The organism is Exiguobacterium aestuarii, from assembly GCF_020171655.1.
GTDB classification, from domain to species: Bacteria; Bacillota; Bacilli; order Exiguobacteriales; family Exiguobacteriaceae; genus Exiguobacterium; species Exiguobacterium aestuarii_A.
In genome coordinates this window covers 1,729,482-1,754,289 of record NZ_JAIVAC010000001.1, presented here as the reverse complement: position 1 = coordinate 1,754,289, position 24,808 = coordinate 1,729,482, and the positions used below count along the sequence as shown (strand labels likewise).

29 protein-coding genes are annotated in these 24,808 nt (G+C 48.3%); 15 read left to right on the top strand and 14 right to left on the bottom strand.

What is annotated here, in order from left to right:
• Window positions 1-17: 17 nt before the first annotated feature.
• From LCM29_RS09115 to LCM29_RS09105, 3 genes are read right to left on the bottom strand one after another with little or no spacing between them, the layout of a single operon-like run.
• Window positions 18-1,427, bottom strand: coding sequence for a sensor histidine kinase (locus tag LCM29_RS09115; RefSeq protein WP_224862221.1), 1,410 nt, complete (start codon window positions 1,425-1,427; stop codon window positions 18-20).
• The gene (locus LCM29_RS15265) at window positions 1,424-2,098 is read right to left on the bottom strand and encodes a response regulator transcription factor (RefSeq protein ID WP_224862219.1); all 675 of its coding nucleotides are present in this window, start codon (window positions 2,096-2,098) and stop codon (window positions 1,424-1,426) included. The genes LCM29_RS09115 and LCM29_RS15265 overlap by 4 nt, the downstream gene beginning before the upstream one ends.
• A 30-nt stretch (window positions 2,099-2,128) precedes the next feature.
• Window positions 2,129-2,467 carry a hypothetical protein gene (locus tag LCM29_RS09105; protein ID WP_224862217.1) on the bottom strand — a complete coding sequence of 113 codons (339 nt, stop codon included), beginning with the start codon at window positions 2,465-2,467 and terminating at the stop codon, window positions 2,129-2,131.
• A 168-nt stretch (window positions 2,468-2,635) separates the two neighbouring features.
• Here LCM29_RS09105 and LCM29_RS09100 point away from each other — a divergent pair, with 168 nt between their 5' ends.
• Both LCM29_RS09100 and LCM29_RS09095 read left to right on the top strand, forming a co-directional pair.
• A complete protein-coding gene (locus tag LCM29_RS09100) occupies window positions 2,636-3,112 on the top strand; it encodes a DUF305 domain-containing protein (protein ID WP_224862215.1) in 477 nt (158 codons plus the stop codon).
• 194 nt (window positions 3,113-3,306) lie between these two features.
• Complete coding sequence (locus LCM29_RS09095) at window positions 3,307-4,023, top strand: peptidoglycan DD-metalloendopeptidase family protein (RefSeq protein WP_224862213.1); 717 nt, start codon at window positions 3,307-3,309, stop codon at window positions 4,021-4,023.
• 46 nt (window positions 4,024-4,069) lie between these two features.
• Here the strand turns inward: LCM29_RS09095 and LCM29_RS09090 are convergent, their stop codons facing one another.
• From LCM29_RS09090 to LCM29_RS09080, 3 genes are all read right to left on the bottom strand, one after another.
• Window positions 4,070-4,231 carry a hypothetical protein gene (locus tag LCM29_RS09090; RefSeq protein WP_214694419.1) on the bottom strand — a complete coding sequence of 54 codons (162 nt, stop codon included), beginning with the start codon at window positions 4,229-4,231 and terminating at the stop codon, window positions 4,070-4,072.
• A gap of 87 nt (window positions 4,232-4,318) precedes the next feature.
• A complete protein-coding gene (locus tag LCM29_RS09085) occupies window positions 4,319-5,236 on the bottom strand; it encodes a TerC family protein (protein WP_224862211.1) in 918 nt (305 codons plus the stop codon).
• A gap of 128 nt (window positions 5,237-5,364) precedes the next feature.
• The gene (locus LCM29_RS09080; RefSeq protein WP_224862209.1) at window positions 5,365-5,793 is read right to left on the bottom strand and encodes an Rrf2 family transcriptional regulator; all 429 of its coding nucleotides are present in this window, start codon (window positions 5,791-5,793) and stop codon (window positions 5,365-5,367) included.
• A gap of 146 nt (window positions 5,794-5,939) precedes the next feature.
• Between LCM29_RS09080 and LCM29_RS09075 the strand changes: the two genes are divergently transcribed.
• Window positions 5,940-6,797 carry an SDR family oxidoreductase gene (locus tag LCM29_RS09075; RefSeq protein WP_224862207.1) on the top strand — a complete coding sequence of 286 codons (858 nt, stop codon included), beginning with the start codon at window positions 5,940-5,942 and terminating at the stop codon, window positions 6,795-6,797.
• Between the two features lie 38 nt (window positions 6,798-6,835).
• On the opposite strand, the gene LCM29_RS09070 is transcribed toward LCM29_RS09075, so the two are convergent.
• From LCM29_RS09070 to LCM29_RS09045, 6 genes are all read right to left on the bottom strand, one after another.
• On the bottom strand, window positions 6,836-8,368 hold the full coding sequence (locus tag LCM29_RS09070; protein ID WP_224862205.1) for a methyl-accepting chemotaxis protein: 1,533 nt from the start codon (window positions 8,366-8,368) through the stop codon (window positions 6,836-6,838).
• Window positions 8,369-8,495: 127 nt separating this feature from the next.
• Complete coding sequence (locus LCM29_RS09065; RefSeq protein ID WP_224862203.1) at window positions 8,496-9,221, bottom strand: polysaccharide deacetylase family protein; 726 nt, start codon at window positions 9,219-9,221, stop codon at window positions 8,496-8,498.
• Between the two features lie 109 nt (window positions 9,222-9,330).
• On the bottom strand, window positions 9,331-9,972 hold the full coding sequence (locus tag LCM29_RS09060; protein ID WP_214744494.1) for a TVP38/TMEM64 family protein: 642 nt from the start codon (window positions 9,970-9,972) through the stop codon (window positions 9,331-9,333).
• A gap of 78 nt (window positions 9,973-10,050) precedes the next feature.
• Entirely contained in the window at window positions 10,051-10,482 is a 432-nt protein-coding gene (locus LCM29_RS09055) for a DUF1801 domain-containing protein (RefSeq protein WP_224862201.1), read from the bottom strand.
• A complete protein-coding gene (locus LCM29_RS09050; RefSeq protein ID WP_224862199.1) occupies window positions 10,479-10,835 on the bottom strand; it encodes a DUF2200 domain-containing protein in 357 nt (118 codons plus the stop codon). The genes LCM29_RS09055 and LCM29_RS09050 overlap by 4 nt, the downstream gene beginning before the upstream one ends.
• 58 nt (window positions 10,836-10,893) lie before the next feature.
• Window positions 10,894-11,559, bottom strand: a complete 666-nt coding sequence (locus LCM29_RS09045) for a haloacid dehalogenase type II (RefSeq protein WP_224862197.1) — start codon at window positions 11,557-11,559, stop codon at window positions 10,894-10,896.
• 70 nt (window positions 11,560-11,629) lie between these two features.
• Here LCM29_RS09045 and LCM29_RS09040 point away from each other — a divergent pair, with 70 nt between their 5' ends.
• From LCM29_RS09040 to LCM29_RS09000, 9 genes are all read left to right on the top strand, one after another.
• Entirely contained in the window at window positions 11,630-12,223 is a 594-nt protein-coding gene (locus tag LCM29_RS09040) for an FMN-binding negative transcriptional regulator (protein WP_224862195.1), read from the top strand.
• A 175-nt stretch (window positions 12,224-12,398) separates the two neighbouring features.
• Window positions 12,399-13,412, top strand: coding sequence for an iron-siderophore ABC transporter substrate-binding protein (locus LCM29_RS09035; RefSeq protein WP_263600836.1), 1,014 nt, complete (start codon window positions 12,399-12,401; stop codon window positions 13,410-13,412).
• A gap of 20 nt (window positions 13,413-13,432) precedes the next feature.
• Window positions 13,433-14,434, top strand: coding sequence for a FecCD family ABC transporter permease (locus tag LCM29_RS09030; protein ID WP_412093975.1), 1,002 nt, complete (start codon window positions 13,433-13,435; stop codon window positions 14,432-14,434).
• Window positions 14,431-15,462 carry a FecCD family ABC transporter permease gene (locus LCM29_RS09025; RefSeq protein ID WP_224862189.1) on the top strand — a complete coding sequence of 344 codons (1,032 nt, stop codon included), beginning with the start codon at window positions 14,431-14,433 and terminating at the stop codon, window positions 15,460-15,462. Before LCM29_RS09030 ends, LCM29_RS09025 begins: the two co-directional genes overlap by 4 nt.
• Entirely contained in the window at window positions 15,463-16,299 is an 837-nt protein-coding gene (locus tag LCM29_RS09020) for an ABC transporter ATP-binding protein (RefSeq protein ID WP_214687506.1), read from the top strand.
• Window positions 16,300-16,525: 226 nt separating this feature from the next.
• Window positions 16,526-17,365, top strand: a complete 840-nt coding sequence (gene licT / locus LCM29_RS09015; RefSeq protein ID WP_224862187.1) for a BglG family transcription antiterminator LicT — start codon at window positions 16,526-16,528, stop codon at window positions 17,363-17,365.
• 171 nt (window positions 17,366-17,536) lie between these two features.
• Entirely contained in the window at window positions 17,537-19,369 is a 1,833-nt protein-coding gene (locus LCM29_RS09010) for a beta-glucoside-specific PTS transporter subunit IIABC (RefSeq protein ID WP_224862185.1), read from the top strand.
• Between the two features lie 14 nt (window positions 19,370-19,383).
• Window positions 19,384-20,829, top strand: coding sequence for a 6-phospho-beta-glucosidase (locus tag LCM29_RS09005; protein WP_224862183.1), 1,446 nt, complete (start codon window positions 19,384-19,386; stop codon window positions 20,827-20,829).
• Between the two features lie 129 nt (window positions 20,830-20,958).
• A complete protein-coding gene (locus tag LCM29_RS09000; protein WP_026825163.1) occupies window positions 20,959-21,357 on the top strand; it encodes a cytidine deaminase in 399 nt (132 codons plus the stop codon).
• 32 nt (window positions 21,358-21,389) lie between these two features.
• Here LCM29_RS09000 and LCM29_RS08995 read toward each other — a convergent pair whose 3' ends face one another.
• Window positions 21,390-22,334 carry a M23 family metallopeptidase gene (locus LCM29_RS08995; RefSeq protein WP_224862181.1) on the bottom strand — a complete coding sequence of 315 codons (945 nt, stop codon included), beginning with the start codon at window positions 22,332-22,334 and terminating at the stop codon, window positions 21,390-21,392.
• 338 nt (window positions 22,335-22,672) lie between these two features.
• Here LCM29_RS08995 and LCM29_RS08990 point away from each other — a divergent pair, with 338 nt between their 5' ends.
• The 3 genes from LCM29_RS08990 to LCM29_RS08980 all read left to right on the top strand — a co-directional run bounded on the left by LCM29_RS08990 (window position 22,673) and on the right by LCM29_RS08980 (window position 23,994).
• Entirely contained in the window at window positions 22,673-22,990 is a 318-nt protein-coding gene (locus LCM29_RS08990) for an ArsR/SmtB family transcription factor (protein WP_214742031.1), read from the top strand.
• 76 nt (window positions 22,991-23,066) lie between these two features.
• Complete coding sequence (locus tag LCM29_RS08985) at window positions 23,067-23,495, top strand: DMT family transporter (protein ID WP_214744477.1); 429 nt, start codon at window positions 23,067-23,069, stop codon at window positions 23,493-23,495.
• A gap of 16 nt (window positions 23,496-23,511) precedes the next feature.
• On the top strand, window positions 23,512-23,994 hold the full coding sequence (locus LCM29_RS08980; protein ID WP_214874893.1) for a DMT family transporter: 483 nt from the start codon (window positions 23,512-23,514) through the stop codon (window positions 23,992-23,994).
• 37 nt (window positions 23,995-24,031) lie between these two features.
• Here LCM29_RS08980 and LCM29_RS08975 read toward each other — a convergent pair whose 3' ends face one another.
• The gene (locus tag LCM29_RS08975; protein WP_224862179.1) at window positions 24,032-24,793 is read right to left on the bottom strand and encodes an MBL fold metallo-hydrolase; all 762 of its coding nucleotides are present in this window, start codon (window positions 24,791-24,793) and stop codon (window positions 24,032-24,034) included.
• Window positions 24,794-24,808 lie beyond the last annotated feature (15 nt).

Sequence of the window (24,808 nt, the reverse complement as noted above, 5' to 3'; positions counted from 1 at the left end):
CAAAAGACGCCTTTCCATTAAAGGATAGGCGTCTTTTTGTCGAGTGGAAGCGTGACGGTGAAAGAGGTGCCCGATGCGTCAGAGGTGACTGTCAATTCTCCGCCGTGACGGTTGACGATTTGGTCGGCGATGGCGAGTCCGAGTCCACTGCCACCGGTCTGTCGGGACCGTGATTTTTCCACACGATACAGGCGGTCAAAAATGTGCGGTAAATCTTCTTCAGGAATGCCTTTCCCATTGTCTGTAATGGTCAGGATCAGGTGAGTGTCCGTGACGTTTGAACGCAGGGAGACATGAGAGGCCTCACTATGCTCAATCGCATTATGGGCGATGGAGCGGAAGACTTGGAGCATCCGGTGCCGATCTAGTGTAAGAGCGATATCTTGTTGTCCCGCGTTCGATGTAGCATCGAAGCGAATCGTTGTCATCCGGAACATCGTATCGAGCATTCGACGTAAGTCCGCACAAAACGTCGTGACGGTCACTTCTTCTCGGTGCAACAAGAACGTGTTTTCATCGAGCTGTGCCAATTGAAACGCATTTTCGACGAGTTCCGTGAGCGACCGGCTTTCATCTAAAATCGTTTGAATCGACTGTTTGCGTAATGATTCGGGTGTGCTTTCTTTCGAAGCGATTTCGGCGTAACCCCTCAAGTACGTGAGAGGGGTCTTGATTTCATGCGATAGGTCGGATAAAAACTGACGACGTTCCCGCCGTAGTCTTGATAGTTCCACTGACATCGATTCGATGGCACGTGCTAATTCACCAATTTCGTCGACACGATTCGTCGGTAACTGTAAATCGTCTGGGTTTGTCAATACGTTCTCCGTTGCTTGTTTCAATGATTGAATTGGTTTTGAAATCAATCGACTCAAGAGGATGAACGTCAAGACGGTCGTTACGAGCGCGATCGCCGTGATATATAGGAATCGCCACTGGAGCCGATGGCTAATTCCATGAATGATTTCGGTCGGTAAAAACATATAGACGTATCCATAACGGGTGTCGGTATCATCTGTGATTGGTGTACGAACGCTCAAATACGGTTCGTGTTCCCAGTCGTCCTCGAGGACAGTTGTGTCGTTGAAGGGACCAGTGCGTTTTTTCGCATCGACGGTGTCGACTAAAACTTGAGGAAAAGAGCGCGAAGTTTGTAGCGCCTCATGAGTCGGATCGGTAATGGCGACTTTCGTGTCGGTCTCACTCTCCATGGTGGCCACGTGACTGATTGTTTCTTCCGAAAAGTTCATGGCCAAAACGCTCGCATGGCTCTCGGCCCGAGATTCGAGGCGATTGATTTCTTCTACAACGCGTTCGCCGAGAAGCGTGTGATAGAGGAGAAGGAACAACACACCTTCAATCAATAGGGTGGATAGGAGAAAGACGAGGCTGATGCGAAATGGTAGACTGTTACGACTCCGCTTCATCCGGAACGCTCCTCTGTCCATCGATAACCTCGTCCCCATACCGTTTTTAAATAATCATCAATCGGAAATCCTGCATCCCCTAACTTTTCTCGAATCATACGAATATGCGCATCAACGGTGCGTGGGTCGGATTCTGCAGAATAGGGCCAGACGAGGTCAAACAAATCTAGGCGATTGAAGAGGCGATTCGGGTGCTGAAGGAACAGTTTCAAGATGGCCGTCGCTTTTGGTGTGAGGACAATCTCTTGTTCTTCATACAAAACGCGTCCGCTCTCTTCATCGTAACGTAGTGGTCCGTATTGGATGTTGACGACACGGGTTCGGCGCAAGACAGCGCGAATACGGGCGAGGAGCACGTTCCCATCGAACGGTTTGGTGACGTAATCATCCGCTCCGGCATCTAATCCTTGGATCGTCGTTTCATTGTCTGAACGTGCCGTCAATAAGACGACGGGTAATGACGGGTCTATCGTCTTTAGCTGACGACAAAGTGAGATCCCATCTACTTCTGGCATCATAATATCTAAAAGGACAAGATCCGGTCGCTCTTCGATTTTGTCGAGTGCGGAACGAGCATCGCTCGCCTCTATGCAAGAGTACCCATCACCCTCAAGAAACAGACGAATCAAATGTCTCATCTTTTCTTCGTCGTCTACAATGAGAATCTTCACCTTGTACTCCTCCTTTCTATGTTCCTATTATTATCGTTCCGCGTGCTTCGCGTGATTTCCTTCCGTGGCGAAAAGAGTCTGGAGTTGTTCGCGTGCGCGTGCGACGTCTCGACAGTAAATGACGGGCACTCTCGCGTCAATCGGGCGATCCGTGACAATGGCGACTGCCCCGTTCCGGATGGCCGCCTTCACTAAATCGACACCCCGTTCATTAATCGGACGTTTGCATACATATAAAAACATTTTTTTTATTTTTTCTGGTGTCGTTCCGATGCCGCGAATCGCCATCTCTTCAGGACGGTCGAGATACGACCAAGATAAGACAGAATCCAGTGTTGCCAATACATCACGTAACGTCAGCTCTTGCATTGTCGTTCCCCTTCCTTGCAAAATCTCAATTTCATTAGTCTACCCGACGTTTGTGAAAAAGAAGTGAAAAGTATCAAGAACATGCCATAGCTAAAAAACATGCAGGTTTGAGTATAGAACAAGTAGGTAAAAGTATTTCTACATGCATAACAAGAAAGGGTGAGCGAGATGAAATCGTACGGTAAATTTGGAATCATGATTGCGGTCTCTACATTTATTATGTATTGGCTCATGTATTTGAACGTCTTTCAAATCAACCATATCTTCTTTAGTCAAACGAGGTTGTATATGGCACTCATCATGGGATCGGTCATGGCATTCGTCATGCTTCTCTTCATGTGGGGGATGTATAAGAATAAAACTCTCAACTTTATCATCCTAGGGGTCAGCGCCCTTGTCTTCAGTGCCTCGCTCTGGCTCGTGCGTAGTCAGACGACGGTCGATGACGTCAGTTGGATGAAGGCGATGATCCCGCACCACTCGATCGCGATCTTGACGAGTGAGCGCGCCGAAATTGAGGACCCGCGCGTCAAAGAACTGTCGGAAGAAATCATCAAGGCACAGCGCCGTGAAATCGAAGAGATGAAGCAATTGATTAAAGAATTAGAGGATGAAGAAGAGAACGCAGAAGAGAATCAAGAATAATAGACAAACACAGTCATCATCGACTGTGTTTATTTGTTTTTGAGGGAAAATAAGGGAAGTAAGTTATATTTTGTTTTCCTTTATTTGAAATATAAATGACATATTTGTCGGTTCATTTTGGTGGTAAAATTTTTTTATCAAGATAATATAAAAATTAAAAATTTAAATACATAATTGAAAGGATTTACCATAACATGAAACGAAAGATGCTCTCCCTCCTCTGTGCTGTGTTGCTCACCATCGGAATCTTCACTCCAGCTGGTACGCCTGCTGAAGCGGCGACCACGTATTATGTCAAAGTCACGACCAACAGTTTAAACGTCCGTTCGGGCCCAGGCACGACGTATGCGATCGTCGGCAGTGCCAAGTTGGGGCAGTCGTTCAAATATCTCGGCGTGAGCGGGGGATGGACGAAAATTAACTTCAACGGCACAGCCCGTTACGTATCGAGTACATATGTGAAGAAGTACAGTGTGACGACACTCTCGACGACGTCGACAGCGAAGATGGTCATTCCGACAAAAGGGACGTTGACGCAAAAATATGGTCCGGCGAGCGGGCAATACGGTTATACGTTCCATAACGGCATCGACTTGGCGGCACCGAGAGGGACACCGGTCGTTGCAGCCGCTTCTGGGCAAGTCATCGTCTCCCGCAATTACGGGGCGTATGGGAACCATATCATGATGACCCATCAGTTGAACGGGCAAACCTACATCACGGTGTACGCACACCTCGACCGCCTCAATGTCGTCAAAGGACAGACGGTCGCAAAAGGGACGACGATCGGAGCCGTCGGGAATACCGGCAACTCGTTCGGGAATCACCTTCATTTCGAAGTACATCGGAACAGCTATGTGTATAGCAGTTCATCGCCAGCAAATAGTATCAATCCGTATACGATGTTTTAACGCAAAAGCACGCGCTCCCCAATCAATGGGAGCGCGTGCTTTTTGGTTAGTGGATCGTTGTTCGTTTGTTTCGTCCGAGTTGGTTGGCAGCGATGAGGCTGACACCAAGGACGACACCGAACACTAATCCGAATAAGGTATTGAAGAGTAACATGAGGATGATCCCAAAGACGAGACCGATACTCATGAGGCCAATCCGATCAAACATAATGAATCCCCTTTTCTGTAGTTGTGCACCTCAATGATTACCCGATTTTCAAAGAAAGAACACCGACGAAATGGACCGATTGATTCATTATACGTGTTTGGACGAACTAGGTTTCGTTTTGTAGAAACTATAGAGGACGCTTATCAAGATGACGAGAACAATTGTCCCGAGTGACATCCAAATCGGCATCTTGTACACATCACCTAAAATCATCTTCGCCCCGATGAAGACGAGCATGAAACTGAGGCCATGTTTCAAGTAATAGAAGCGGTCGATCAAGTTGGCGAGGACGAAGTAGAGACTACGGAGTCCGAGTATCGCCATGATGTTCGCATAGAAGATGATATACGGGTCACGCGAATACGCGAAGCTCGCGGCGACCGAATCGACGGCGAAGACGATATCCGACAATTCGATAAAGATGAGCGCGATGAAGAGGGGGGTGAAGAACAACTTCCCGTTAATGCGTTTTGTGAACTTCCCAGATGAAATGTCTTGCGTGATCGGAAGACGTCGCTCGAGCCAACGAATCGTCTTGTTCTCTTCAAGTGACTCGTCTTTTCCGATATTCTTGTACATCATCCAACCTGTATAGACGAGGAATGCCCCGAACACGTAATACACCCAACCGAAGTTTTCTAACAGCGATACCCCAGCGACAATGAAGACGGCGCGGAAGAAAATGGCGCCGAGAATCCCCCAGAACAACACTTTGTGCTGATACTTGAGCGGGATGGCGAAATAAGCGAAGACAAGGGAGAAGACGAAGACGTTATCAATGGCGAGTGCCTTCTCGATGAAGTACACGCTCGCATATTCCGTCGCCGCCGTACTACCTTGCGTATAGAACAACCAGCCCCCGAATACGATGGCAATTCCGATCCAGACGAACGTCCATGTCCATGCCTCGCGAAGCGAAACTTCGTGAGCCTTGCGGTGGAACACCCCGAGGTCAAGTGCGAGCATCAAGATGACGATGAGTAAAAACCCGATGAGTAGGGTCAACAACAATTCCTCCTTTTAAGTTCATTTGAACTTCTATATTGATAATATAGGTTCATATGAACTTAAAGTCAAGAAGGGACAATGAAAAAAATCACTCTTTTAAAAAGTGATTTCATGAAGTACATCTTTCAATTTGTTAGTTGCTCAATATCTTTCACAACGTCTGAAAGCATAATCTGTTCGAGTACACGTTCCATTGCGGATTGAGCCGTAATAAAAATAGGCTCTATTGTCGCTTGAATATTTCGGCCGATTGGGCAAGCGGGATTTGGCTGGTCATGAATTCCAAACAATTCATTCGGTTCAACAACGGCAACTGCTTGATAAATTTCGAGAAGTGAGATTTCGGTTAATGATTTTGTAAGGGTCGCACCAGCAACACCAGGTTTGACCTGAATCAATTCAGCCTTCTTCAACATAGCCATAATTTTTCGAATGAGGGCAGGGTTTGTATTTACGCTCCGCGCTAAAAAATCAGACGAGATGACTTCTGGCGGTGAAAGTGCGACAAGAGTCAGCATGTGGATGGCCACTGAAAATCGACTACTGATCGTCATAAATTTCTCCCTTTCTATTCATGCATGTAAACAACTTTGTTACATGTTTAGTATAACAGGGAAAGAATAATTGACAAATCAGTTACCTGTAACTATCATGATTACATGTAACTGATTCGATTACAGCATAGGGGAGGAAATCAAAAATGAAGTACTTAGTCACCGGGGCTACCGGTAAATTAGGGTCGAAAATTGTAGAGGAGTTACTCAAGTCCATCGATGCGAGTGACCTAGCTGTCAGCGTACGAAATCCGGAGAAGGCAGCATCGCTGAAAGAACGTGGGGTTGATGTACGTCATGGAGATTTTGATCAACCGGACACACTCGATGAAGCGTTTAAAGGTGTCGAGCGTCTGTTGATCATCTCGGCAGATGGCGATAACGACACGCGGATTCGTCAACATACGAACGCGGTCGAGGCGGCAAAACGGGCAGATGTCTCCTTCATCGCCTATACGAGTCTTGCCGATGCGACAGACAGTGAGAACTTGATGGCGCCTCCACACGTCGTCACAGAAGAAGCAATCGTGGAATCGGGGATTCCATATGCGTTCTTACGGAACAATTGGTACTTAGAGAATGAATTGCCGAGCATGCAAGCAGTCGTTGACGGGGCACCGTGGATCACGGCGGCTCGGGACGGAAAAGTCGGCTGGGCGCTTCAACAAGACTATGCGGAAGCGGCGGCGAATGTCCTGTTGAAAGAACAGCAAGAGAGTGCGGTATATGAATTGTCAGGACCGCTCCATACGCAAAAAGATTTAGTCGATGCACTCAGCGAGGTATTAGGACGTGACGTCATGATGCAAGAGCTGAACCTTGAGGCATATGAAGAGACGATGCGCGGGGCAGGGATGCCTGATGACGTGGTCGCACTTCTCGCCGGCATCCAGCGAAGCATCCGTCAAGGAACGCTTGAGATTCACGAGAGCGACTTTGAACCGGTTCTCGGACGTCCGGTCACACCATTACAAGAAGGAATTCGTCAATTGCTTGACCGATAAACAATGTGCCCCCGACCAACCGGTCGGGGGCATTTGTGTTAGGCGCGGGATGCGTGATCTTCGAGTTGGGTCGTCACATCTTCAAGTGCGTTCGCCGTGACGGCGAGGCGGTCCGACATGGAACTGAGTTCTTTTTGGACAGCTACCTGTTCTTCCGTTGCGGCAGCCACGTGGTAAATCTGTTGTTGCAGTTCACTTGAAGCATGTTTCGTCGATTCGAGGCGTGTCTCGAGTGTCTCCATCTGTGTCGTCACGAGTTGTCTCGTCTCTTGGATTGAGGCGATTTGTGCGTCGATTTCCGATACGTCTTCCGTGAGACGACCGAAGACAGCCGTCACGTCGTTTGTGACCGTTTGACAGTTTTCAGTCGCTTGTTTGAAGAGGTGAGCTGACTTCGAGACGACCGTCGTATCTTCCATCAATCCACCGAGGACGCGCGTCATTTCTGATGCGTATTCTCGAGACTGGACGGCAAGCTTCCCGACTTCAGAGGCGACGACGGCGAATCCACGACCAGCTTCTCCAGCGCGGGCCGCTTCAATCGATGCGTTCAAGGCGAGCATGTTCGTCTGTTCACTGATTGAGCCGACTTGCTGCAAGATGCCTTGGATTTCAGACGAACGATTCGTCATCGTCGCGACGATTTGCTCAAGTTGCTCGGACTCCGTGATGATTTCATGCACTTTTTCTTCCATGAGGCGCATATCCGTATTTCCGGAGAGGGCGTCTTTGGCGATACGGGACGAAGCCGCTGCCGTTTGCGCCATTCGTTCTTGGATAAGTGCCGTCAGCGAACGAATCGATTGGATCTCATCCGCTCCTTGTACCATCGAAGCTTGTTGAGACGAAGCGTGCGCGACGATTGGGTCGACCGTGATGGCGATTTGTTCCCCGGATTCGAGCGACTGATTCGCAGCCGATTCGAGTTCTTCCGCGTGACTATTCAAGGACTGAACGAGGGAGCTGACGTCATGAATCGCTTGTTGCAATAACTGTCGCGTCTCTTGTTCATGCGCCTCGGCACGTTCCGTTTCCTTGTTTCGGAAATGAATCTGAACGACGAGTACGGCGCTGAGCAGAATCAAGTACACGGCGTGGACGAGCAACAAGCTGAACGGATAATCACTCGTTCCGCAAATGAGCGCAGGGAATAAAAAATATCCTGCTAAATGCTGTACCGCAAAGATGGCGGCACTATACAAAATCAAGTCGATGCGACGCATGAACGACAGGATGGCCAAGACGACAAAGATGGAGAAGTGATACTCGACGAGTCCTTGTCCACCGGCGACCGTCGAGATGCTCGCAAAGGTGAGCGTCAGCATCATCCAATATGAGAACATCTTGCTTTCTCGCTTCAGGCTGACGAGCATCATCCCGAGGAAGACGAGTGGGAGTGCGAAGAGAACCCATGTCACACTCGAGTACACATAGCCATCCGCGCCGTTTCGTAAAATCGTATACGTGTAGGCAAATTCCGTAAAACGGTGAAGCAAATGGACGACAACCGACGTCATCACAATCAATAACGTCGTCAACAACATCAACTGGTTTCTTTTCATCAAACTCATGTTTCTTTCCTCACATTCTCGTGTTCATTTGTTGTGGCTCTATACATATCGGACGGATGTCCCAGAAGTTTATTGAAAATGCATATTCGACGCACAAAAAAAGAGCGCGAGGCTCCAGTTCATGCGTTCAATGTGATTTTCCATACCATTTTTTGTAGAAATGATACGGTTCCTTTGCCTGGTCTGTCGTCAAAAATACAAACTTCTCACGCGTTAAGTGTCTCAACATATAGGAGAGAGATTCTGGGGAAGTGGAGTGATCGTGCATTAAGATAATCGATGCCTGATAGTAAGAACGATGGGCACGCACTTGCTTGATGGTTTGATAGCGCATCACGTTCTGGTCCTTTTTGTATTTCCAGTCGAGCGTATCAACGTTCCAGTCCCACATGCGGAAGCCGGCCTTCTCCATCGCCTGGCGATGTGCTTTTGTCATATGTGGCACACTTCCGTAAGGGACACGAATCGTTGTCGACTTCACACCGGTAATATCAAAAATTAACTGTTGAACCTGTTTCATCTCGTTGACTGCCGTTTTCGGCGAATGATAAAAAGTCTTTTTGTCGTGGGTCATGCTATGTAGTCCGATGGTATGTCCTTCGTCAACAATCCGTTGAAGAATGGCTTCATTTCCTTTGATTTTCTTTCCAAGAATAAAGAATGTCGCCTTCACGTTGTAGCGTTTTAGGACGTCTAGCAATTTAGGTGTGTACTGATTCGGTCCATCATCGAACGTTAGATAGACCATCTCACCTTTATTATAACGAGGATGGAGCTCGCTTGCGGAAGCCGGAACAGAGGAAATGAACAAAAGGAATACAGTGACCAAACAGACGATTGATTTTTTTAGCACGAATCGATTCTCCTTCAATTAATAATGTGGATATTATTCCCACATATAATTTACAGGATTAGGGTTTAGGGATTCAAACGCCTTTTTGTGAGGAAGGAAAATCGATTTCTCAATTTAACCCAAGCCATTTCTTGACGGGCTCACGGAAGATATATGTGATGACAATCAATCCGACGAAGACGAGTGCGGCGATGAAAATCGTCGTGACGCTACCTGACGCGAGGCTCGCCCCGAGGAAGCTGTAGGCAAACGTTCCTGGAATCATGCCGAGCACGGTCGCCGGGACGAACGCACGGAAACGGACGCGCGAGATCCCTCCGGCGTAACTGAGCAAGTCGAAACTGACGAGCGGGATGAGTCGTAAGACGAACACATATAAGAAGCCGCGGCGCTCCATCTGAGTGAACAGCTTCTCTGACCACGGATAGCGGTCGACATTGACGACCGAGCGTCCGAAGAAGCGTCCCATGACGTAACCGGTCGTCGCGGCGGCGGTCGCTCCGATGATGATATAGAGGACCCCTGGCCATACGCCGAACGCGAGACCGGCTCCAAGTGACAGCACGGAAGTCGGTAAAAATGCGACCGGACCGATGGCGTAAAGGAATATAAAGAATAATGGCCCCCAAAATCCAAATGACAAGACGATGTCCCGAATGTCAGACGGACGCAACTCATAGTGGAAATGGGTGATATAGAACAACGTGCCGAACACGAGTAAGAACAAAGTGATTTTCAGCCAGCGTGGCATGAGGCGTCCCTCCTTTTTTCTAAGCATACCGTATACTCGGTTCACAAAAGAAAACGAATGTGCGAAAAAACCGAAGCGTTAGCCTCGGTTTCCTTCATAGCGCTGAATCCATTCATCGACAGTCATCTTCTCGACGAGTTCCCCGACTAAATCAAACGGGATCCGTTTCACGTTATTGAAGCGAATACAGCTTTTCCCCATATCGAGTTTCGTCGGGACGCGTTTCGCATACTCTTGTTCAAACCAGGCGAGCAACTCAGGGTCGGCGTAAATGCCCATATGATAGAGTCCGACATGGCGCTTTTGCGCGATTACACTGATGAATGGAAGCGGAGTCCCCGGTGTGACATGATAACCGGACGGATATCGCTCGAGCGGGACGACGTAATGGACGCCATATCCGTCCGTCGTCTTTTCAAACCCTTCTGGTAGATGCTCATCGATGACCTCGATCAGATGGATGAAGGAATCGAGGCGCGCCTCGTCCACGAGTGTCGTCACGTCCATCATAATTCGCCTCCCCGTAGAATCTTCTCCATTTTCTTGCCCTTCGCCAACTCATCGATGAGTTTGTCCAAGTAGCGAATCTCGCGCATGAGCGGCTCTTCGACGTTCTCGACACGTACGCCACAGACGACGCCTTTGATGAGGGCGCGATCTTCATTCAGGCGAGGTGCTGAAGCGAAGAATGTGTCAAAATCAACCTGATCCTCAATTTGACGTTCGAGTCCGGTCTCATCATATCCCGTCAACCACTCAATGATCGTGTCGACCTCTTCTTTCGTCCGTCCTTTTCGTTCGGCTTTGGCGACGTAGAGCGGATAGACGCTCGCAAAGCTCGTCGTGTAAATACGATGTGCCATCTTTCTCCCTCGTTTCGGTCCTATTTTCTCTATTTTCTCATATTTCGACCGAAGCAGGTTAGACCCATTCCAAAATCCCGTTCAAACCTTCATAAATCGTATCCGGTTCCACATCGAACGCTTCAAACGGCAAGTCGTTCCGATTGATCCAGGCGGCATGGAAGCCGAAGTTTTTCGCCCCGGCGATGTCCCATCCGTTCGACGATAAGAAGAGCACCTCGTCACGACGAAGACCGGACGTCTTGAACCAATGCATGTAGGCGGCTGGCGTTGGTTTCGGTTGTTTGATCCCGTCGACGCTGACGACCTCATCGAAATAATCGGCAAGACCGGCGTTGTGAAGCAGTGCCTCAAGCATCTCGTCCGTCCCGTTCGAGAGGATGACGGTCTTCACGTCATGCAGCTCTTTCAGGACTGATTCGACCTCCTCATACGGGGTCAGGTGCGCATACGATTCAATCAGACGTTGTTCGATGTCCTCCGTTGATGTTGCGTCATGGACGGCTAAAGCGTAATGGAGTGCGTCCCGAGTCACCGACTCGAAGTCTTCGTAGCGTCCCATCATGTGGCGCCAAAAGAAATACTCGAGTTGTTTCGTCCGCCATACTTGGCTGATGGCTGCCCCTTTCTCAGGGAACTCTTGTTCACAGGCGTCCTTCACCGAATGGACGTCGAATAAGGTGCCATATACGTCAAAGACGATTGCTTTGATGGTTGGTTTCATAAAAACATTCCTCCTTCTGTGTCGTTATACCCGTCTTGTTCAGAATATAATAGGGGAAAGGGGGTTCGACATGTATATCCAAAGCCGTTATTCTGTGAAAGACGAAGCTGACATCTTTGCTTTTTTGCATGCCCATCCGTTTGGTACGATCGTGACGCATGACGGAGACAAGCCGATTGCGACGCACGTCCCGTTACGATTCAATGAGGCAAATGGACAACTGACGACACATATTGCGAAAGCGAATCCGCAGTGGCGAACAATTGAAGATCAAACCGTTCTCGTCATCTTCCAAGGACCAGACGCCTACGTATCGGCGTCATGGTACGGTCATGAAGACGTCTCAACATGGAACTATCAAGCCGTACATGTATATGGACGTGCAACGATTCTCAACGAGGAAGAATTAGTTGAGGAACTTGCAGAATTATTAAGTGAGCACGAAGGGGAGCGTGAGCATGCGGTGCGTTGGGAAACGTTATCGGAACCGGTGAAGCGACAGATGCAGGGCGTCGTCGGGTTTCGGATTGACATCACTGACATCCAGGCGACGTTCAAGTTAAGTCAAAACCGAAGCGACACGGATCATGAACGAATCGTATCCGAGCTTGAAAAACAAGATAAACCGATCGCAGACGTCATGCGACGGCATCGAAAGTCGTAAGCAACCTGTCCTAAAACGGCAGGTTTTTTCATATTTCTTTGCCGAATAGCGGTTGACATGACTTAGGAGCAGGTCTATACTCATAACTGATAATGATTATCAGTATCGACAAAATACAGAGAAGTTCGAAAAGGAGAAAAACCACGTGAACAACACATTCAAGAAATGGTTACATATGTTCATCTTTGTGTCGGCATTCGCACTCATCTTAGCCGGTTGTGGTTCGGAAGAAGCTGAGAACGCTTCCACGAATGAAGGGACAGAAGAATCGGCAGAAGGTTACCCGATCACAATCGAGCACGCATTCGGTGAAACGGTCATCGAAGAGAAACCAGAACGTGTCGCAACGATCTCATGGGGGAACCATGACGTCGCACTTGCGCTCGACGTCGTACCGGTCGGATTCTCGGCTGCGAACTACGGTGTCCAAGACGACAGCGGTATGCTTCCATGGACGGCAGAGAAGTTGAAAGCACTCGGGGAAGAGAACCCGAACATCTATCAAGACACAGACGGATTAGACTTTGAAGCAATCGCGGATTCAAACCCAGACGTCATCTTGGCGGCCTACTCAGGGATCACGCAAGAAGACTATGACACGCTCAGCCAAATCGCGCCGGTCGTGGCGTACCAAGAAACACCGTGGGTCACGTCATGGCAAGACATGGTTCGCTACGACTCACTCGCAATGGGACTTGGTGAAGAAGGCGAACAATTGATCAAGGACACGGAGCAGTTGATCACCGACAAAGCGACAGCCGTTCCTGAGATTGCTGGAAAGAAAGCCGCATTCGTCTCAATGAGCGCGGAAGACCTTTCAAAATTCTATATCTATACGACGGGTGACCCACGTGGTGCCTTCATCGAAGAACTCGGGATGGAGTATCCACAAAACATTGTCGACGAAGCAGAGAAGACAGATAGCTTCTATCTTGAACTCAGTAAAGAGAATGCTGACATCTTGAACGACGTTGACATCTTCGTCACTTACGGAAATGAAGACACGTTGAAGGCGCTCCAAGCAGACCCACTCTACAGTAAAGTGCCAGCCATCGAACGCGGATCGGTCGTCTTGATCGAAGATAACACGCCACTCGCAGCGGCAGGTACACCGACGCCGCTCTCGATTGAATATACGATCGATGAGTACGTCTCACGCGTATCGGATGCGCTCGCGAAAGTAAAATGATGCAACATCAGGTGAAGCAGATGCATACCCCGAAGCACTTCCCGCTCCTGTTGATCGGGACGCTCGTACTGACGGTGATATGTATTCTGGCATCCCTTGCCTTCGGCTCACGGACAGTCGGGTGGAATGAACTGCTGGACGGTTTATTCCGCCCGGCTGTTCAGTCGTATGAAGCGGACATCGTCCGGGAGCGGGTCATCCGGACGATCTTCAGTTTCATGTGCGGGGCAGCGCTCGGTGTGGCGGGGGCACTCATGCAGTCGGTGACGCGTAACCCAATCGCCGACCCGAGTATTCTCGGGGTCAACACGGGAGCAGCGCTCGCTGTCGTCATCGGAATCGCGTTTTTCAATATCTCGACAGCGAGTGCGTTCATCTGGTTCGCGCTCGTCGGGGCGTTGTTGACGGCCATCTTTGTCTTTGGCATCGGCTCGCTCGGTCGAGGTGGGGCGACCCCGCTCAAACTCGTCTTGGCGGGAGCAGCGACGAGTGCGGCGTTGTCATCCCTCGTCATGGCCCTCATGATCCCGCGGTCAAACGTCATGGATCAGTTCCGCTTCTGGCAAGTCGGGAGCGTCGGCGCGGGGAATGTCGATTCCATCTATACGTTTTTACCGTTCTTATTGATTGGTCTCGTGATTGCAGTCGTGACCGCACCTTCCTTGAACGCACTCGCACTCGGGGAAGAGATGGCCAAGAGTCTTGGGGTTCGAACGGGTACGTTGAAGCTGACCGCCTCGTTCGCAGGCGTCATTCTATGCGGGGCGGCGACGGCGCTTGCCGGCCCGATCGGCTTCATCGGTTTACTCGCCCCGCACTTGATTCGGCTCGTGCTCGGTCCAGACCAGCGTTATCTCATGCCGATGTCTGCCCTAGCCGGTGCCATCATTCTGACCTTCTCGGACGTCATCGGACGTTTGCTTGGTAGTCCGGGAGAGCTTGAGGTTGGGATTGTGACGGCGTTTATCGGGGCCCCGATCTTGATTCTATTGACGATGAAAGTGAAAGTACGAGGATTATGATGCAACCAGCGATTGAACAAATCAGACAAGGACGCATGAAGCGCCGTCGTCGCTACGTCGGGATGACGCTTCTCTTGACCGTCATCGCGCTCACATTGAGCGGCTTGATGCTTATGCTAGGCAATACGATTTATCCCGTTCAGGATGTCATCCGCGTCTTGCTCGGAGAAGATGTGAAAGGGGCAACGTTCGCCGTAGAGGTCCTTCGTTTACCACGCATGCTCGCCGGTGTCTTCGCCGGGGCGGCGTTTGGTGCCGCGGGAACGATTTTCCAGACGATGCTCCGTAACCCGCTCGCTAATCCGAATGTCATCGGGATTACGACCGGTTCGAGTGCGGCTGCCGTCTTCTGTATCGTCGTTCTCCAGTCGAGCGAAGCGGTCATCTCGATTGCCTCGATTATCGGAGGACTCGTCACCGTGCTCGTCATCTATTTCCTATCCAAAGGTGCCGCGTTCTCCATTGGTCGTCTCGTCTTGGTTGGGATTGGGATTCAAGCGATGCTGACAGCTGTCATCAACTATTTACTGCTCATCAGCCGACAAAACGATGTCGCGATGGCGATGCGGTGGTTGACAGGAAGCTTGAATGGGGCGAAGCTAGAGGAGTTGCCGCCTTTAATCATCACGGTACTCATCTGTTTACCGATTGTATTGTTACTCACCCGTCAGCTCGAGATGCTCGAGCTCGGTGAAATGGCGGCGACAGGGCTAGGAATCAATACGAACCAAACCCGATTGCTTCTCATCGTTGCGGCGGTGTTCATGCTCGCTCTCGCGACAGCGACGACAGGACCGATCGCCTTTATCGCCTTTTTGGCAGGACCAATCGCCAAACGGCTCGTCGGGACGAGCCACGCCGGGATCTTGCCGGCAGCGCTTGTCGGCATCATCTTAGTGCTCGCGGCCGACCTCGTCGGACAATTCGCCTTCACGGCACGCTATCCGGTCGGTGTCATCACCGGCATCATCGGCGCGCCTTATCTCTTATACTTGTTGATTCGGATGAACCAGAAAGGGGACTTCTAAATGGCATCCATTATGAAAGTGGAACATCTCACCTCAGGATACGAGGACAAGATGATTTTGAACGATATCAGTCTTGAAATTCCGAGCAACCAGATCAGCATCATCATCGGTGCGAACGGTTGCGGGAAGTCGACGCTACTGAAGACGATGGCACGCCTCATCAAGCCGAGTGCTGGTCAAGTGACGCTTTACGACAAGCCGATCTCGAAGATGGCACCGAAAAAGCTCGCACGTGTCCTCGGGATGTTGCCACAGTCCCCGGTCGTACCGGAAGGGATCACGGTCGCCGATCTCGTCGGTCGCGGTCGTTATCCGCATCAATCGTTCTTGAAGGGATGGACGAAAGCCGATTACGAGGCCGTCGCCGAGGCGATGGAGATGATGAACATCACGGAGTTTGCGGATCGTCCGATTGACGAGTTGTCAGGCGGACAGCGTCAACGCGTCTGGATTGCGATGGCACTGGCTCAACAGACGGACGTCCTCTTTTTAGATGAACCGACAACGTATCTCGATATCACGTATCAAGTCGAGATTCTCGACTTGTTGACGGACTTGAACCGAAAGTACGGGACGACGATTGTCATGGTGCTTCACGATATCAACTTGTCAGCGCGTTATGCGGACTATATTTTCGCACTCGATAAAGGGAAGTTGATTGCGGAAGGGAAGCCGTCGGACGTCATCACGTGTGATTTGATCCATCGGGTCTTCAACCTTCGCTGTTCGGTCATGTGTGACCCTGTATCCGGTTCACCGTCCGTCATTCCGATTGGTCGCCATCACGTGCAGACAGAAACGGAAGAGGCGCCTGTTGCGCAACTCGAGTTGGTATAAGGCGAGAATGAACAGGAGTTACGTCGTGTGAAAATGGGACGTGACTCCTTTTTGATTGAATATGAAAAAACACTCTTGTAACCGTATACATAAATCGTTTAATATAGAAGAGGAATAGGGATTGTCACTGGTCATGCAGGCGAAACCCAAATCAAAGGTTACACGTGTGGAACGTGTCTTTTGATTTGGGTTTTTCTATTTTTATGGGTCTGAAAGGAGGACAACCATGATTATTCATCAAATTTTTAACAACAATGTGATCAGTGTATATGATGAGGCTGGACGAGAGCGAGTCGTCATGGGAAAAGGAATTGGATTTAAGCGTAGTTCGGGAGAACACATTTCGGAATCACAGGTCGATAAGGTTTTTTACTTGGATGATGCAGGGAACCATGAACGATTCAAATTGTTGTTAGAAGAAATTCCAGTAGAAGTGATTACATTGACAGACGATATCATTAATTTGGCGAAGTTGACGCTCGGGAAAAAGCTGAATGAACTGCTATATGTGTCGCTTGCCGATCATTTACAGTTTGCCATCGAACGTCATGAGAAAGGGCTCGACATCAAAAATGCCTTGCTTTGGGAAATCAAACGCCTGTACGGGGAGGAGTTTGGGGTCGGCTTGCAAGCGCTAGAACTGATGGAGTCTAAACTGAAGATCACGTTACCGGAGGATGAGGCAGCTTATATTGCCTTACATATCGTCAACGCGGAATTGAATGAGGAAATGCCGAACATCGTGGCGATGACGAAAGTCATTCAAGAAATTCTCAATCTCGTGAAGTATCATTTCTCTCTAGAGTGGGATGAGTCATCTTTGACGTATCACCGTTTTGTGACGCATCTTAAATTTTTTGCACAGCGTCTTGTGACACAAACGGAATACGGGGGAGAAGAGGGACCGCTTTTTGACTTGGTCAAAACACAATATCCGATGGCCTATGCGTGCACGGAAAAAGTATCTACGTTCATTCGCAAGAAGTATGAATATACATTGACGGATGAAGAAAAGCTTTATTTGACCGTCCATCTCACTCGATTAATTAAAGATCAAAAATATTGATTGACATTTAATTGATTATATAGTTATTATATGGTTATCAAATGAATATTCATTAGGATTGTCACTGGTCATGCAGGCGAAACCTAGATGAAACGATACGTGTATTCATGAGCCACGTTCCTCGTTTTCGTCTGGGTTTCTTTTCGTTTTCAAACAAAATGGAGGTGCCATATGAAATACGATCAACTCGCGAAAGAAATCATCCAGCAAGTGGGTGGGGAGTCCAACGTCAAATCACTTGTCCATTGCGCGACCCGTTTACGCTTCGTGCTAAAAGACAAGTCAAAAGCCAATAAAGCAAACATGGAACGTCTAGACGGCGTCATCACCGTGAAAGAGAGTGGAGGTCAATTCCAAGTCGTCATCGGCAACAACGTCTCGGAAGTGTATCAGGCAATCGGGAAGCAGACGAACTTGATTGACCGACCGACTGACGACTCGTCAGACGGAGAAAAAGGAAACATTTTCGGTCGTGCCATCGATATTATCTCAAGTATCTTCACACCACTTCTTGGCGTCATGGCAGGGGCGGGGATCTTGAAAGGATTGTTGGCGATCGCGACGAACGCGGGCTGGCTCGCGACGGATGAAACGACATATATTATCTTGAACGCAACAGCGGACAGCTTATTTTACTTCTTGCCTGTTTTGTTAGCGGTTACATCAGCAAGGAAGTTCGGTGCGAACCAGTTTGTTGCCATGACGGTTGCGGGCGCATTGATCTATCCGTCCATCATCCAGTTGAAAAATGAGGCGGTCCCGACAGACTTCTTTGGAGTTCCGGTCATGATGATGTCATATACATCAACGGTCATTCCAATCATTTTAGCCATCTGGATTATGAGTTATATCGAAAAGTTCTTCAACCAACGTATTCATGAAAGTGTCAAAAACTTCGTCACGCCTCTCATCTCGCTTGTGACGATTGTCCCGCTCACATTGATTGTGTTCGGACCAATTGGTGTGACATCAGGGGATTTAATTGCCGCATTCATTTTAAAAGTCTTGGCATTCAACCCGATTTTAGCGGGTGCATTCATCGCTGGGGTATGGCAAGTCCTCGTCATCTTCGGGATTCACTGGGGTGTCGTCCCGATTTTCATCAACAATATCGCGACGAAAGGCTACGACTACATCAAGCCGGCGACTGCACCTGCCATCTTTGCCCAAGCCGGTGCATCATTTGGTGTCATGCTACGTTCAAAAAATAAGAAATTGAAGACGCTTGCCGGATCGACAGGGATCACCGCCTTGTTCGGAATCACAGAACCAGCTGTATACGGTGTCACGTTACGTCTGAAACGACCATTTATCGCAGCGGTCATCAGTGCCGCCGTCGGTGGGGGGATCGTCGGACACTTCGGCAGTGTCGCCGTCGCATCAGGTCCTCCAGGATTGTTGACGTTACCCGTCTTTATCGGTGACAGCATGACAGCCTTTTACGGATTGTTGCTTGGTGTCGCGGTCTCATTCGTCTTATCGATTGTCTTAACGTATGTACTCGGTTTTGAAGACGATCCGATTGAAGAAGAGATGACAGAAACGACGACAGACAGCATGACGATTCCGAGTCCGGTGCCAGGCCAAATCGTCTCGATTGAGACAGTTCCAGACCAAGTCTTTGCAAGTGGTGCCATGGGTCGAGGGTTTGCCGTCATCCCGTCAGAAGGAAAAGTGTCTGCCCCGGTATCCGGTGAAGTGACCGCCGTATTTGCGAGTAAGCATGCCATTGGGATTCAGTCCGATTCTGGTCTGGAGATTTTAGTACACGTCGGAATTGATACTGTTCAATTAGACGGAAAGCATTTTGACCTTCATGTGGAAAAAGGGCAGCGCGTTGAGGCAGGCGAGTTGTTAATCAGTTTTGACATCGAAGCGATTCAAACGGCTGGCTATGAAGTCATTACGCCCGTAATCTTTACGAATTTACCAGAAGAACGTCACGTCACATTTGATCAAACACAAGTATGGGTGAGCACGCAAGGAAATCCTGCGCTCGCATAAGAAAGGATGAGTCGATGCAATTTCCAAACAATTTTTTATGGGGTGGCGCCATCGCGGCCAATCAAACTGAAGGAGCATATGTAGAAGGAGGGAAAGGACTCGCTTCGGTTGACTTGATTCCGAGCGGTCCGACAAGACGAGCAGTTATGCTAGGCGAATTACCAAGTTACGAACCGCTTGAAAATCAAACTTATCCTTCACACGAGGCGATCGATTTCTATCACCGATACAAGGAGGATATCGTCCTCTTTGCCGAGATGGGATTCAAAGCGTTACGTTTATCAATCTCCTGGGCTCGTATTTTTCCAAAAGGGGATGAACTAGAGCCCAATGAAGAAGGACTTCAATTTTATGACGACGTCTTTGACGAGTTATTGAAACACGGGATTGAACCGGTCGTGACAATGGCGCACTTTGATGTACCGGTTCACTTGATTCAAACGTACGGCAGCTGGCGCAATCGGAAGATGGTAACATTCTTTGAACGCTATGCCGAGACGATTTTAAATCGTTATCATCACAAAGTACGTTACTGGATGACGTTCAATGAAATCAACATGCTGTTCCACCTCCCTTATATGGGGGCAGGCTTGGTTTTCCAAGAAGGGGAGAACAAACGACACATTCAATATCAGGCTGCGCATCATCAATTAGTGGCGAGTGCGGCAGCTGTCAAAATTGGTCATACTATCAATCCAGATCTCCAAATCGGATGTATGCTCGCGGCCGCGATGACGTATCCCTATACGTGTAATCCGGATGATGTCGAGAAGGCGATGGAACGAGATCGGGAGAACTTCTTCTTTATCGACGTGCAGGCGAGAGGTGCTTACCCGGGCTATGCACTCCGACAGTTAAAAGAAGCTGGAATCGAGATTGTGATGGAACCGGGTGACCGAGAATTGTTACGCGAACATACGGTAGATTACATCGGGTTCAGCTACTATTCAAGCCGGTGCATCAGCACGGACCCAGACGTTCTCAACAAGATGACGGCAGGCAACGTCTTTCCGACAGTCAAAAATCCTTACTTGCAACAATCGGAATGGGGATGGACAATCGATCCAAAAGGATTGCGTCTAACGGCTAACCAGTTATACGATCGCTATCAACTCCCATTGTTCATCGTTGAAAATGGACTCGGGGCGTTCGATCAAGTCGAGACGGACGGTCAGATTCATGATGATTACAGAATCTCATATTTAAAGGACCACATTCGTGAGATGCATGAGGCGATTCAAGACGGCGTTGAGTTGATTGGGTATACGAGTTGGGGATGTATCGACCTCGTTAGTGCGTCGACCGGAGAATATGCGAAGCGTTACGGATATATCTATGTGGACTACCATGACGATGGTAGCGGAACGATGGAACGTCGTAAAAAAGACTCATTTGATTGGTATAAGCAAGTGATCGCGTCAAACGGCGCAAACGTGGAATATGAAGCCAGTTTGAAGTGAAGTTGTGACCGCTTTCAAATTTTTGTTGACTTCTTGATTCGGAGAGGTGTATGCTATAAATCCTGCCCAAAAATGAGAGGCACGGGGACTGGCATCAGTTCATTCGATATTCGAGAGGAATGACTTAAGATGAACCAACAACAATTAGTCGAGCGCGCACGCCAATTGAAGGACAATGCGTATTCACCATATTCGAAGTTCCGCGTCGGTGCGGCACTTCTCATGAAGGACGGCACGGTCATCGACGGCGTCAACGTCGAGAACGTCTCGTTCGGAGCAACGAACTGTGCAGAGCGTACTGCGATTTTCACAGCGATCGCACAAGGATACAAGAAAGGTGACTTCGAAGCAGTTGCCGTGTCTGGGGACACGGAAGACTTCTTGCCACCTTGCAGCATCTGTCGCCAGGTCATGGTCGAATTCGGTGACCCTGACTTCAAAGTACTCCTTACAAACGGCAACGCCGATGTGAAAGAAGTGACGCTTGGGGAACTCGTTCCACTCGCGTTTACAGATTTGGATATGTGATCACGGATCCCTCAGATTTCTGAGGGGTTTTCTTATCCGAAAAAGCGAAAGAATAATCGCGGGATGGCCTGAATGATGTAAAAAAGCAGTTCTGAAAAATCGAGGGCTACGAGCCCATTTGACCAAGCATCCTCTTCGCGGGAGGTGACCACTTTTCCACGCACAGGTCGCTTTCGGCCTTTCCATCGAATCGGGAGAGCGGTCGCGGTGTCCACATCTGGGTGATTCATGACACGCATATGCAAACGTGGCTCTAATGTGTTTCCAGAGCGTCCACAGCGGGCAATCAACTTTTTGGTTTTCACTTGGTCTCCAACTTTGACGATAATCGAACCGCTCTCTAAGTGGGCGAGAAGGCTGTATTCATCATGTTTGTGTTGAATGATGACGTGATTGCCGAGTGGATGATCAGGATTTGGTTCATCTGCTAATCCATCGACGACCTGATAAACCGTACCGTCGAGCGGAGACAGAACTTGTTCTCCGAACGCATACGAGCCATTCATCCCAACTTTTCTGTGATTGTAGGGTTGCTGATCTTTTGTTTTCAAAAAGTCATAACCATCACGTTTCTTTCGAATCGGTTCATGAAGATACATTCCGACGTTCGTCCCTTCGGAGACGACGAACCACTGCTCTTTGAATGGAAGATGGTATTTGTTTTTCGTGAAAGGATTAGTCTCTTTTGAAGAGGATGTGACCGTCATCTGAATGGATTCAATTTGATTCACGCGATTGAATTGAACGGACAATAACTTTTCTTTTCGGAAATCCGACCATAATACATACCGATTCCCATTCAACATCATCTCATTGAGCAGACGATAGCGCCGAATTCCATGATGAAAAGAAGACGCTTCGTGATGAAACGTGTCCATGGAATAATGAGATTTGCATGAATCGGACATTTGATGATAAATGTCATCGAACTGTCCGTCTTTGAATAAGTGAATGAACTTTTTGTTCTCGTGATGCATACACATACCGCCTTTGTTGAGTGTTGATTTTATATACGGACAAAAATTTATAAATGATTCGTCGTAAAATAGGCAAATGTTTTGATATATAGTGAGCATGAATGGGTAGTTGTGAGAACGTATACGATTCATTTGTTAGGTAGCCCTAGGAATGCAGAACGTCGATTAAATGCAAACAAGGAAATGGGGAAAACTACAATAAAAGTATAAGAACTACTTCACATCATAGCTTATACGAATCATGGAAGAATAGATTTGAAATGTATAAAAAGACTCACATCAATCAAAGATGAGAGTCTTTTTTTGACATTTCGAGAATTATCGAATAACATGAGCGTATGAAAAATGCTGTGGAACTATTTAAAGTGTTGGGAAATGAAACGAGGCTCGAAATGTTGCATTGGTTGAAAGAGCCGATGCGTCACTTTGACAAACCGACAGCGCATCTCACGAAGAATATGAGCGAGAAGGGAGGAGTCTGCGTTGGGGATATCCAAGAGAAGACCACGTTATCCCCGTCGACGGTCTCACATTATTTAAAAATGATGCAAAGCGTTGGATTGTTAGAGTCAGAGCGACACGGGCAGTGGACGTACTATCGAAGAAATGAAGAAGTGCTCCAAGAACTGTCTCGGTATATCGGAGAAGAGCTTTGACTCTTTTCCGCGCTTTTAATTTCGACTTTTCTCGAAATATAGATATAAGCAGCTTATGGAAATGGAGGAAGACAGGATGAAATCAATCTTTTATGTCCTCGCTTTTTTAGCGGGTGTGGCGCTCAGTCTTGAGGGAGCGATGTATGCGAGTTTAGGAGAGACAATCGGAAAACTCGAAAGTAGTTTATATAACTTTGCTGTCGGTACGATTATTTTAGGTGTGGCGTTATTATTCTTCGGCAAAGGCAAGTTGTCGTATACAAAAGAAGCGCCGAAGTGGCAGTTGACAGGTGGATTACTCGGATTGATTTATCTCACGATTCTTGTCGTCGGGATCCCGTTGATTGGGGTCGGTATGGCGATGAGCAGTGTCGTCGTCGGTCAATTGATCATGAGTATGGTGATCGAACACAACGGTTGGCTCGGAAGTCCGAAAGTGACAGTTCGAAAAGAGAAAATCATTGCGGTCGCACTGATGATCGTATCGTTATTCTTAATTTATTGATCGGGAGGTTGCAAACATGTCTATTTTATTATTACTCGTCACCGTTCTTGGAGGTGCGCTACTGAGCGCTCAATCTTCTGTGAACGGCGCGTTCAGCCGTAAAGCAGGTACATTAGAAAGTGCATTCTTAACATTCATTACGGGAGCCATGATGTTGTTTTTACTCGTTTTGTTCTTTGGAAGCGGGAAGATTTTAAGCATTTTAGACGCTCCGATTTGGCAATTGAGTGCCGTCTGGCTCGGAGTCGGTTATCTATTTTTAACGATTCTAGCAGTTCCAAAAATAGGTGTCATTGCAGCGAATTTAGCAGCCATCATCGGTCAACTTTCAATGGGAATGGTGATTGATCATTTTGGATGGTTCGAAGGTGCTGTGATTCCATTCGACACGAAGCGGTTGATTGCGTTGATTCTAATGGTTGTCGCATTGCGATTATTGTATGTAGGGAACGTAAAACAAGCGAAAGAAGGATCTACTTCCAAATCGATCGCCTCATAAGAAAATCACCTGAAACACGCGTTTCAGGTGATTTTTGTTATAGACTGAGTGATTCACCGTCTTCAGGAACAAATAGTCGATCGGCAAATTGATGCTCTTCTGCATAAGCTCGTAAGTCAGTGCGCGACAAGTTCCAGTGGTTCACTGCTTCCATATGAACGGCGATGATGCGAGCCTCTGGGGCAGCTTCTGCGACATGAAGCACGTCCACTTCATTCATGACGAGTGAACCACCTTCTAAGAATTGATTGTCTCCCGCATTGACGACGATCACCTCTGGACGATGTGATTGAATGGTTTCAGCGACACCTTCATACCAAACTGTATCTCCTACGACGTATAATGTTTTTTCGGTTTCATGTGTAAAGACGACACCACACACTTGACCAGTCAACGATAAAATGTCGCCTCGACCATGTTCCCCGACCGTTTTGACGAGATGAATACCTTCGAATTCGGTCGATTCAGTCAACACGCGAACATCTGTGAATCCATCCTGTTGGATTGTGGTTTGGTCTGCTTCATTTTGAACGAAGATCGGAAGCTCTTTTGGAAGCACCTCTTTTGCGACTTCGTCATAGTGGTCGAGATGAAGATGGGTCAAGATGACGGCATCAATTCCGTGTAGAAGATTTTCAATCGAAATCGGCAATTCAACGAGTGGGTTGTTCTCATCTTGACGTGCCGAGTTTGGGAAAGGTGGATATGTGCCTTTCTTTGCAAGGAACGGATCGATGAGAAACGTCTTTCCAGCGTATTCAAGGCGGAGTGTCGCATTTCGGATCAATTGAATGTTCATAGGTGATTCTCCTTT

Excerpts from the sequence above, each read along its gene's own strand:
- LCM29_RS09095 (WP_224862213.1), top strand. The coding sequence starts at position 3,307 with ATGAAACGAAAGATGCTCTCCCTCCTCTGTGCTGTGTTGCTCACCATC.
- LCM29_RS09075 (WP_224862207.1), top strand. The coding sequence starts at position 5,940 with ATGAAGTACTTAGTCACCGGGGCTACCGGTAAATTAGGGTCGAAAATT.
- LCM29_RS08995 (WP_224862181.1), bottom strand. The coding sequence starts at position 22,334 with ATGCATCACGAGAACAAAAAGTTCATTCACTTATTCAAAGACGGACAG.
- LCM29_RS08990 (WP_214742031.1), top strand. The coding sequence starts at position 22,673 with ATGAAAAATGCTGTGGAACTATTTAAAGTGTTGGGAAATGAAACGAGG.
- LCM29_RS09010 (WP_224862185.1), top strand. The coding sequence starts at position 17,537 with ATGAAATACGATCAACTCGCGAAAGAAATCATCCAGCAAGTGGGTGGG.
- LCM29_RS09045 (WP_224862197.1), bottom strand. The coding sequence starts at position 11,559 with ATGAAACCAACCATCAAAGCAATCGTCTTTGACGTATATGGCACCTTA.
- LCM29_RS09060 (WP_214744494.1), bottom strand. The coding sequence starts at position 9,972 with ATGCCACGCTGGCTGAAAATCACTTTGTTCTTACTCGTGTTCGGCACG.
- LCM29_RS09115 (WP_224862221.1), bottom strand. The coding sequence starts at position 1,427 with ATGAAGCGGAGTCGTAACAGTCTACCATTTCGCATCAGCCTCGTCTTT.
- LCM29_RS09055 (WP_224862201.1), bottom strand. The coding sequence starts at position 10,482 with ATGATGGACGTGACGACACTCGTGGACGAGGCGCGCCTCGATTCCTTC.
- LCM29_RS09090 (WP_214694419.1), bottom strand. The coding sequence starts at position 4,231 with ATGTTTGATCGGATTGGCCTCATGAGTATCGGTCTCGTCTTTGGGATC.
- LCM29_RS09100 (WP_224862215.1), top strand. The coding sequence starts at position 2,636 with ATGAAATCGTACGGTAAATTTGGAATCATGATTGCGGTCTCTACATTT.
- LCM29_RS08985 (WP_214744477.1), top strand. The coding sequence starts at position 23,067 with ATGAAATCAATCTTTTATGTCCTCGCTTTTTTAGCGGGTGTGGCGCTC.
- LCM29_RS08980 (WP_214874893.1), top strand. The coding sequence starts at position 23,512 with ATGTCTATTTTATTATTACTCGTCACCGTTCTTGGAGGTGCGCTACTG.
- LCM29_RS09105 (WP_224862217.1), bottom strand. The coding sequence starts at position 2,467 with ATGCAAGAGCTGACGTTACGTGATGTATTGGCAACACTGGATTCTGTC.
- LCM29_RS09080 (WP_224862209.1), bottom strand. The coding sequence starts at position 5,793 with ATGACGATCAGTAGTCGATTTTCAGTGGCCATCCACATGCTGACTCTT.
- LCM29_RS09000 (WP_026825163.1), top strand. The coding sequence starts at position 20,959 with ATGAACCAACAACAATTAGTCGAGCGCGCACGCCAATTGAAGGACAAT.
- LCM29_RS08975 (WP_224862179.1), bottom strand. The coding sequence starts at position 24,793 with ATGAACATTCAATTGATCCGAAATGCGACACTCCGCCTTGAATACGCT.
- LCM29_RS09070 (WP_224862205.1), bottom strand. The coding sequence starts at position 8,368 with ATGAGTTTGATGAAAAGAAACCAGTTGATGTTGTTGACGACGTTATTG.
- LCM29_RS09030 (WP_412093975.1), top strand. The coding sequence starts at position 13,433 with ATGCATACCCCGAAGCACTTCCCGCTCCTGTTGATCGGGACGCTCGTA.
- LCM29_RS09050 (WP_224862199.1), bottom strand. The coding sequence starts at position 10,835 with ATGGCACATCGTATTTACACGACGAGCTTTGCGAGCGTCTATCCGCTC.
- LCM29_RS09035 (WP_263600836.1), top strand. The coding sequence starts at position 12,399 with ATGTTCATCTTTGTGTCGGCATTCGCACTCATCTTAGCCGGTTGTGGT.
- licT (WP_224862187.1), top strand. The coding sequence starts at position 16,526 with ATGATTATTCATCAAATTTTTAACAACAATGTGATCAGTGTATATGAT.
- LCM29_RS09005 (WP_224862183.1), top strand. The coding sequence starts at position 19,384 with ATGCAATTTCCAAACAATTTTTTATGGGGTGGCGCCATCGCGGCCAAT.
- LCM29_RS09020 (WP_214687506.1), top strand. The coding sequence starts at position 15,463 with ATGGCATCCATTATGAAAGTGGAACATCTCACCTCAGGATACGAGGAC.
- LCM29_RS09040 (WP_224862195.1), top strand. The coding sequence starts at position 11,630 with ATGTATATCCAAAGCCGTTATTCTGTGAAAGACGAAGCTGACATCTTT.
- LCM29_RS09025 (WP_224862189.1), top strand. The coding sequence starts at position 14,431 with ATGATGCAACCAGCGATTGAACAAATCAGACAAGGACGCATGAAGCGC.